The sequence below is a fragment of the Streptomyces turgidiscabies Car8 genome (genome assembly GCF_000331005.1).
Taxonomy (GTDB): domain Bacteria; phylum Actinomycetota; class Actinomycetes; order Streptomycetales; family Streptomycetaceae; genus Streptomyces; species Streptomyces turgidiscabies.
The window spans coordinates 24,620-33,669 of the sequence record NZ_AEJB01000093.1 but is presented as its reverse complement, the minus strand read 5'-3'; the positions used below and the strand labels follow the sequence as shown (position 1 = coordinate 33,669).

Here is a 9,050-nt window from a genome sequence, read left to right as displayed (position 1 = left end):
CCCACCGCCAGCTTCGGCAGCGCCCGACGACCCTTTTCCGAAGGGGATCCACCATGCCACGGCCCACACGCATACCCGCTCGCATACCCGCACGCGTATCCGCCCTCACCGCCGCCTTCCTCGCCGGCGCGCTCGTCGCGACCACCACGACCGTCATCGCGGCCACCGGCGACGACGATCAGCGGAAACCCACCACCACCTGGCTGACCGTGAAGGTCGCCGACGCCATGGGCACCAGGGACACCATCACCTGGGTGCCCACCGGATCCTTCGCGAGCTCGGCGGAGGTCCGCGTGCCGCGCTATCCGATGACCGCCATCGAGGGCAAGGGCACCAAGGAACTCGCCCTGGACGCCGTACGCGGCGAACAGGTCTCCACCCAGCTCGCCATCGCCTCCGGCAAGAGCCTCGACGACGTGAGGGCGAAGGTCGGCGACCTGACCGGGCCGGGCGGCGCGAAGCTCGACGGCGACAGTACGCGGGTGCGGTTCGTGAAGTACGTGCCCGTACAGCGCTCCAAGAGCGAGGTCGACTGGTCGGCCACCATCGACCAGGTCAGCTCCGCCAAGGAGGTCTCCGGCGACCGCAATCCGGACGTCGTCGGCGACCCGCTGGAGGAACGCTCCTCGGTGGACGTGCCCGCGTACGCCGCACAGCCGCTCTGGTTCACCTTCCGCATCCCGAACAACGCCCGGCCCGGCACGTACATGGGCACGGTCCGCATCGACGTCGCCGGCCGCGCCCAGGCCACGTACCCGCTCACCATCGATGTCGCCGACGCCACCGTGTCCGCCCCCGCCGACTACAGGTTCTTCCTCGACGTCTGGGCACAGCCGGAGACCATCGCGCAGGCGCACAAGGTGAAGCTGTGGTCGAAGGAGCACTGGAAGCTCATCGACGCGTACAACCGCGATCTGGCGTCACGCGGCCAGAAGGTCATCAACACGACGATCGTCGACAACCCCTGGCACCACCAGTGGTCGCTCGGCACCCGTGAGTCGCAGACCGCGACGCCGTACACCAGCATGGTCGCCTGGAAGTGGAACGGGACCAGGTTCGCCTTCGACTTCGAACGCTGGGACAAGTACGTCGAGACCGCCAGGAAGGCCGGGCTCGGCCCCGACATCGGCGCCTTCTCGATGCTGGCCTTCCAGGACCAGGAACACCTCACCTACACCGACAGCCGCACCGGGAAGACCGTCTACGAGAACGTCGATCTGGGCGGGAACCGCTGGCGGCAGGCCTGGGGCGCCTATCTGCCCGCCTTCGAGGCCCACTTGAGGAAGAAGGGCTGGCTGCAGGACACCTGGCTGTCCTTCGACGAGCGGCCGATCAGCACGATGACGGTGGTCAAGGACTTCGTGCACGAGGTGGCGCCGGTCTTCGACGACCGCATCTCGGTCGCCGGATCGATCACCACGGAGGGCGTCGCGTCGAACCTGTCGGTGGACTGGGGCGGCATCGACGCCATGACGAAGGAGAAGGCGGCCGAGCGGCGTGCGGCCGGCAAGACCACCACGTTCTACGTGTACGGCGCGCCCGCCCACCCCAACACGCTGTCCTACTCCCCCGCCGTCGAGTCGCGGATGCTGCCGTGGATCTCCGCGCGGCGGAACCTCGACGGGTTCCTGCGCTGGTCGTACAACAGCTGGACCAGCGACCCCTTCAGACAGCCCGTGCACATCTTCACCCAGGGCGACGAGTACCTCGTCTATCCCGGGAAGAACGGGCCGATGTCCAGCATCCGCTGGGAGCAACTCAAGGAAGGCGTCGAGGACTTCGAGCTGATCGCACAGCTCCGCGAGAAGGACGGCGGTGACAGCGCCGCTCTCACCGAGGCCCTCACCACGGCCACTCGGGACCTGGACGGCCGTACGAAGGACGTCACCGACATCGAGGCCGCGCGGGCGGCTGTGGTGAAGGGGCTGACCTCATGAGCGGCCATGTGCGAGGGCATATGAGATCGCTGCTGCTCGCCTCGGTGCTGGCCGCCACGTCCCTGGGCGCTCCGGTCGTCGGCGCGGCCGTATCACCAGCGCGGACCGCGCCCGTTACGGCGAACCGGCACACGGTCACCTACGACCAGTACGCCGTGCAGGTCGACGGCAAACCGCTGTACATCTGGGGTGCCGAGTTCCACTACTTCCGGCTGCCCAGCCCGGACGCCTGGCGCGACGTGCTGCAGAAGATCAAGGCGGGCGGGTTCAACGCCGTCTCGCTCTACTTCGACTGGGGCTATCACTCCGCGAAGCCGGGCTCGTACGACTTCACCGGCGTCCGTGACGTGGAGCGGCTGCTCGACGAGGCCGAGCGCGCCGGACTGTACGTCGTCGCGCGGCCCGGCCCCTACATCAACGCCGAGGTGTCCGGCGGCGGCTTACCGGCATGGCGCAAGACCCGCGCGGGCGTGAACCGTACCTCCGAGGAGGGGTATCTGAAGGACGCCCGGGAGTGGATGAGCCGGATCAATCCGATCATCGCGCGCCATCAACTCACGCGCGGCACCGGCTCGGTGATTCTGTATCAGGTCGAGAACGAGTACCAGGGCGGACGCCACGACGCCGACTACATGCAGACGCTCATCGACTGGGCGAAGGAGGACGGCATCGACGTGCCGACCTTCGTCAACGACGGTGGCGCCAACCGGAACTGGGTGAGCGGCAAGGGCGCCCCCGACATCTACGGCTTCGACGCGTATCCGCAGGGCTTCGACTGCAAGGACCCGGACGTCTGGAAGAACCTGCCCGACTACTCCTACGTCAACGACTGGAAGCCCGAGTCACCGCTGATCATTCCGGAGGCTCAGGGCGGCGCCTTCGACCCGTGGGGCGGCACCGGTTACCAGGACTGCGCGAAGCTCACCGGCAGTGATTTCACCCGGGTGTTCAGCAAGATGAACATCGCCGCCGGGGTCTCCGGTCAGTCCTTCTACATGACGTACGGCGGCACGAACTGGGGCTGGCTCGCCGACCCGAACGCCGTCTACACGTCGTACGACTACGGCGCTCCGATCAACGAGTCCCGCCAACTGACGGACAAATACCAGGAGTTCAAGCGGCTCGGGTACTTCGTCAACTCGGTCTCCTCGCTGGCACGGACCGACAAGGCCGAGGCACCCGTCCCGTCCGACGAGGCGCTGCGCATCGACCGGCGCGTCAACCCCGACGACGGCACCCAGTTCTTCACCGTCCGGCACGCGGACACCCGGGTGAAGGACAGGGACGAGACCACTCTGTCCCTGACCGGCTCGGACGGCGCCTATCCGCGTGTGCCGCAGCGGGGCGCGATCACCGTCGACGGCCGGGACGCCAAGCTCCTCGTCGCCGGCTACGACCTGGGCGACCAGCGGCTCGTCTACTCCACCTCGGAGATCATGACGCACGCCACGATCGGCGACCGTGAGGTGGCCCTGCTGTACGGGCGTGCGGGCGAATCCGGCGAGACCGTGCTGCGGTACGCGAAGCGCCCCCAGGTGAAGGTGCTCGCCGGTGACGTCACCACCACGTGGGACGCCGAACGCGGCGATCTGCGGCTGAACTACACCCACAAGGGCCTGGCCCGGGTACTGGTGAACGGCCTGGAACTGCTGATCGCCGACGTCGCCGAGACCGCCCACTGGTGGCGGCAGGACACCGCCGACGGACCGGTCCTGGTACGCGGCCCGTCCCTGGTCCGTACGGCGGAGGTCAGGGGCGGCACACTCCGGTTGACCGGTGACTCCACCGGGGCCGCGAAGATCGAGGTCATCGCCAGTGCGAAGAAGGCGACCTGGAACGGCCGCAGGACTACGGTCACCGAGGCGCCGCGCACGGTACGGCTGCCCGCGCTGACGACCTGGAGGTACAAGGAGGAAGCCCCCGAGACCGCCCGGGACTTCGACGACTCCGCCTGGACCACCGCCGCCCGCCTCTCCGCCGCCAACGCCGAGCTGAACGGCTCGCTACCGGTGCTCGCGATGGACGAGTACGGCTTCCACCACGGCGATGTCTGGTACCGGGGCCGGTTCAGGACCACCGGCGCGGCGACCGCGCTCGCGCTGAACGCCGACACCGGTCCCACCGGCCAGTACGCGGTCTGGCTCAACGGCCGCTACCTCGGCGGCTCCGGCGACGGCGCACACACCTTCGGCATCCCGGCGGGCGTGCTCAAGGACGCCGGTGACAACGTGCTCGCCGTCCTCGCCGAGAACGCGGGCCACAACGAGGAATGGGGCCACGACTACTCCAAGGAGCCGCGCGGACTGCTCGGCGCGGAGGTGATCGGCGGCGCCTCCACCCTCACCTGGAAGATCCAGGGCAGCAGCGGCGGCGAGAACCCGGTCGACACCGTCCGGGGTCCCTACAACAACGGCGGGCTGTACGGGGAGCGGGCCGGCTGGTCGCTGCCCGGATACCCGGACGGCGACTGGAAGCGCACCTCGCTGTCCGCGTCCGCCCGGTCCGGGGCCACGGAACCCGGGGTGCGGTGGTACCGCACCGGCGCGAAGCTCGATCTGCCGACGGGTCAGGACAACGCGCTCGCGCTGGATCTGGCGGAGCCCGAGGGTGGCAGCACGGCGTACCGCGCGCAGATCTTCGTCAACGGCTGGCTGATCGGCCGCTATCTGCCCGCCACCGGGCCCCAGACTCGGTTCGTCGTACCCAAGGGCATCCTGCGCGAGCAGGGCGACAACACCATCGCCTTGGCGGTGTGGTCCACCGGGAAGGCGGCGGGCCCCGGTTCGGTGAAGCTCGTCGACCTCGGCGCGAGTGCCGGCGGCATCAAGGTGAACACGGTGTCCGCGCCCTCGTACGACGCGAAAACGTACGCCATGCCCGCCCCGGGGGCGCGGATCACGGTGGACGCCGAGCCCTTCCTGAGCACCGGCACGGCCACCAAGGTCCCCGTCACGCTCACCGTGCCGAAGAACGCTCCCACCGCCCGCGACGTCGAGGTGTCACTGACCGTCCCGGACGGCTGGACCGCGACCGCCGACGGCGCCACCGGCTTCGACCGGGTGCGGCCCGGCACGTCGGTGACCGCCGTCTACACCGTGACCCCGCCCGCCGACCCGGTGCACTACGCCGTGCTGTCCGCTACCGCCCAGCTGAAACAGGCCGGTCGGCCGAAGCGCGTCACCGGGGAGCGGGCCGTGCAGGTGCCGCCGCCGGGGCTCTCCAAGGACGCGTACGTCGGCGATCTGACCCTGGTCAAGGCGGTCAACGGGTGGGGCCCGGTCGAGAGGGACCTGTCCAACGGTGAGGCCGCGGCGGGTGACGGACGACCCCTCACCATCGCCGGCACCACCTACGGCAAGGGCCTCGGCGTCCACGCGAACAGCCAGGTCAGGGTCTATCTGGGCGGAGGCTGCACCCGGTTCACCGCCGTCGCCGGGCTGGACGACGAGGTCGGTGACGGCGGCAGCGTCTCCTTCCAGGTGGTCGCGGACGGCCGCACCCTCGCCACCACCCCGGTGGTGTCCGGCTCCGACGGCGGAACCACCGTCGACGTGGACGTGTCCGGCGCCCGCTGGCTGGACCTGGTCGTCGACGGAAACGGCGATGTCTCCAGCGACCACGCGGACTGGGCGGACGCCGGGTTGACCTGTGCGGGCGGTTCCTGATGCGCGGCGGGATGCGTTCGATCGGCAGCGGGTTGGCGGCCCTGCTGCTGGCGCTGGCCGCCGTGGTGGCGGGACCCGTGGCGCCCGCCGGAGCCGGTCAGCGAGCCGATGGGCACGGCTGGACCGGCACGTGGGCGACGGCTCCGAGCGAGCACTACGAAGTCTCCGGGATGTCCGAGGTGACGGTACGGATGCCGGTGCGCACCAGCGTCGGCGGCTCCCGGGTACGTGTCCGGCTGTCCAACGCGTACGCCACCCAGCCGGTGACGATCGGTCACGCGACCGTGGGGCTGCGCGACGGCGGCTCCGCGGTCAAGCGGCCGTACGAGGTGCGATTCGGCGGGCAGCGCCAGGTGACGATCCCGGCGGGCGGCACCGCGGTCAGCGACCCGGTCCGGTTCCCGCTGCCCGCCGGTGCCGACCTGGTGGTCAGCCTCTACCTGTCCGGTCAGGTCACCCACATCACCGACCACTGGTGGGCGCAGCAGACCGTGTACTGGACGGACTACCGAGCCGGTGACCATGCCGCCGACACCGGCGGTGACGCCTTCACCTGGACCACCACGAGCTGGCCGTTCCTCTCGGGCGTCGACGTGACCGCGCCCAGGGCGGGGGCGGTGGTGACTCTCGGCGACTCGATCACCGACGGCTCCTACTCGACAGCCGACACCAACCGGCGCTGGCCCGACCTGCTGTCCGCGCGGCTGAACGCCTGCCGGCCCGGCGCCGGGGTGCTCAACGCGGGTATCACCAGCAACCGGATCACCGCCGGGACCCAGACCAACCCGTCGGCGCCGGCCCGTCTCGAACGGGATGTGCTGTCCCAGCCGGGGGCCAGGACCCTGATCCTCTTCGAGGGGATCAACGACCTCGGCGGGGCGAGTGCCGAGCAGATCATCGCCGGGATGAAGACCATCGCCCGCAGGGCCCACCAGCGCGGTATGCGGGTCATCGGCGCCACGATCACCCCGTACATGGGCTTCACCTGGGGCGGTTGGACCGAGGAGACGGAGGCGCGGCGCCGGCAGGTCAACGCGTTCGTACGGCACTCCGCCCACGTCTTCGACGACTACGCCGACTTCGACCGGGCGGTACGCGACCCGGCGGACCCACGAAAGCTCGGCGCGGCGTACGACTCGGGCGACCATCTGCATCCCAGCGACGCCGGCATGAAGGCGTTCGCCGACTCCATCGATCTGACCTCGCTCGGCCTCGGCCGCGGCTGCTCCTGAGGAGGACCAGTAGTGCTCGGAGTTATCGGAGTTGCCGGACGCAGAAGAAGACCGGCGGCGGCCCTGGTTACGGCCATGATCGCCTTGCTGGCCGGACTACTGCTCCCGGCCCCCACCGCGACAGCGCAAGCGGCACAGCAGACGCAACAGACGACGCGGCACACCCAGCAGTGGACGGGAACCTGGGCGACCGCCCAGCACGCCGCGTACGACCCGGGCACCTCGGAGGTGACCGTACGGATTCCCGTGCGGGTGAGCGCGGGCGGGTCGAGCGTGCGCATCCGGCTGACCAACGGTTTCACCACCGAGCCGGTGACCATCGGGCACGCGACGGTCGGACTCGCCGACAGCGGCAGCGGCGGCAGCAGCGCGGTCACGAAGCCGCGAAGGCTCAGCTTCGGCGGGAAGAGCGCCGTGACGATCCCGGCCGGCGGGCAGGTGGCGAGCGACCAGGTCCGGCTCTCGGTGCCCGCCCGGAGCAGCGTGGTGGTCAGCCTGTACTTTCCGGGCCGGCTCACCCACATCAGCCAGCACTGGATGGGCCTCCAGACCGTCTACTGGACGCCCGACGGCGGCGGCGACCACGCCGGGGATCCCGCCGGGACCGCCTTCACCCGTACCGACTCCACGTTCCCGTTCCTGACCGGTGTCGATGTACGGGGCGGCAGCGCGGCCGGTTCCGTCGTCGCGCTCGGCGACTCGATCACCGACGGCGCGTCGTCCACGGCGAACACCGACCGGCGCTGGCCCGACTACCTGGCGGCCCGGCTGGCCAGCTGCTCCACCACCGCCGGAGTAATGAACGAGGGCATCAGCGGCAACCGGATCACCGCCGGCACGGACGGCAACCCGTCGGCGCTCGAACGGCTGGAGCGCGATGTCCTGACCCAGCCGAACGCCCGGACGGTGGTCCTGTTCGAGGGTGTCAACGACCTCAGCTGGGGCGGCGCCACCGGCGACCAGGTGATCGACGGCATCAAGGAGATCGCCCGGCGCGTGCACGCCCGCGGGCTGCGGCTGATCGGCGCGACCGTCGTCCCGTACCGAGGCTGGGGCGACTGGTGGACGGAGGCCAAGGAAGCCGACCGGCAGAAGGTCAACTCATTCGTCCGGGACTCCGGCGGCGTCCTCGACGGGTTCGCCGACTTCGACCGGGCGGTACGGAACCCTGACGACCCCACCCGATATGCCGCCGCGTTCGATTCGGGCGACCATCTGCATCCCAACGACACCGGGATGAAGGCGTTCGCCGACGCCGTCGACCTGCCCGGTCTGCGGGTGGCGCGCGGCTGCCCCTCGACCCGTGTCCGCCTCACCCCGTACCGGCCGAGTCTGCAGGCCGGCGGCCAAGGCACGAGGATCACGGCGACCCTGACCAACGACGGCCGCTCGGCGGTCACCGACGTCCGTACCCGGCTGGATCTCCCGGCGGGCTGGTCCGCCGAACCGGCGGGAGGTGCTCGCCTGCGCGTCCTCGGCCCGGGGAAGAGCACAACCGTCACCTGGACCGTCTCCCCCGGGCCCGAAACCGCTTGGGGCACCCACCCGTTGGTGGTGCGCAGCTCCTACGACCAGGGCGGCAAGCGGCGGTCGGACACCGACGAGGTGGACGCCACAGTCACTCCTGTCCCCTCCGGTGTGAAGGCGCCGTACCGGACGGCCGCGACCGCCGACGATGCCCGATACGCGCAGAACGGCGGCCAGTTCGCCATCTGGGCGGGCGGCCAGGACCTGTCCGGCTGGAAGGACGAGAAGGCCGCCGTCTATCTGCCCGGCGCCGCGCCCTCCTCGGGTTCCGTGACGGCACGGGTCGTCGCGCAGACCGGCAGTGGGCCCTCCGCCAAGGCCGGGATCGCCGTCGCCAACGACCTGACGGCGCCCGGGAAGGGCGGCTACGCCGTACTGACCATGTCCGCACAGTTCGGCCTGGAGTTCCTCACCGACAGCGACGGCGACGGCCGCCTCGACACCTGGGCCGGCGGCGGCTCCTCCTACCATCCCGCCTGGCTGAGGCTCGTCCGCGACGGGGCCACGTACACCGCCTACGCCAGTGCCGACGGCACCGCCTGGCAGCAGGTCGCCACCGCCACCGTGCCGTCCGCGAGCGGCGGCGTGGGCGACGCGGGGATGGTCGCGAGCGCCGTCAACCTCAACTACCCCGGCCAGACCACCACCGCGGTCTTCGACTCCTTCTCCTCCTCCCCCAAGTGAGAGGC

Annotated in this window: 4 protein-coding genes; all 4 read left to right on the top strand. The window is 70.4% G+C overall.

The window, feature by feature from the left end; translation table 11 throughout:
• The first annotated feature begins 53 nt into the window (after window positions 1–53).
• The 4 genes from STRTUCAR8_RS05310 to STRTUCAR8_RS05295 all read left to right on the top strand — a co-directional run bounded on the left by STRTUCAR8_RS05310 (window position 54) and on the right by STRTUCAR8_RS05295 (window position 9,045).
• Window positions 54–1,937, top strand: a complete 1,884-nt coding sequence (locus STRTUCAR8_RS05310; RefSeq protein WP_006374403.1) for a DUF4091 domain-containing protein — start codon at window positions 54–56, stop codon at window positions 1,935–1,937.
• Entirely contained in the window at window positions 1,934–5,602 is a 3,669-nt protein-coding gene (locus STRTUCAR8_RS05305; RefSeq protein WP_234372600.1) for a beta-galactosidase, read from the top strand. Before STRTUCAR8_RS05310 ends, STRTUCAR8_RS05305 begins: the two co-directional genes overlap by 4 nt.
• 11 nt (window positions 5,603–5,613) lie before the next feature.
• Window positions 5,614–6,834: an SGNH/GDSL hydrolase family protein gene (locus tag STRTUCAR8_RS05300; protein WP_006374414.1), complete on the top strand. Its 1,221-nt coding sequence runs from the start codon at window positions 5,614–5,616 to the stop codon at window positions 6,832–6,834.
• A 75-nt stretch (window positions 6,835–6,909) separates the two neighbouring features.
• Complete coding sequence (locus STRTUCAR8_RS05295) at window positions 6,910–9,045, top strand: GDSL-type esterase/lipase family protein (protein WP_100247492.1); 2,136 nt, start codon at window positions 6,910–6,912, stop codon at window positions 9,043–9,045.
• The last annotated feature ends 5 nt before the right edge of the window (window positions 9,046–9,050 follow it).

Bases quoted from the DNA above. Each gene is read 5' to 3' on its own strand.
- STRTUCAR8_RS05310 (WP_006374403.1), top strand. From the start codon at position 54: ATGCCACGGCCCACACGCATACCCGCTCGCATACCCGCACGCGTATCC.
- STRTUCAR8_RS05305 (WP_234372600.1), top strand. From the start codon at position 1,934: ATGAGCGGCCATGTGCGAGGGCATATGAGATCGCTGCTGCTCGCCTCG.
- STRTUCAR8_RS05300 (WP_006374414.1), top strand. From the start codon at position 5,614: ATGCGTTCGATCGGCAGCGGGTTGGCGGCCCTGCTGCTGGCGCTGGCC.
- STRTUCAR8_RS05295 (WP_100247492.1), top strand. From the start codon at position 6,910: ATGATCGCCTTGCTGGCCGGACTACTGCTCCCGGCCCCCACCGCGACA.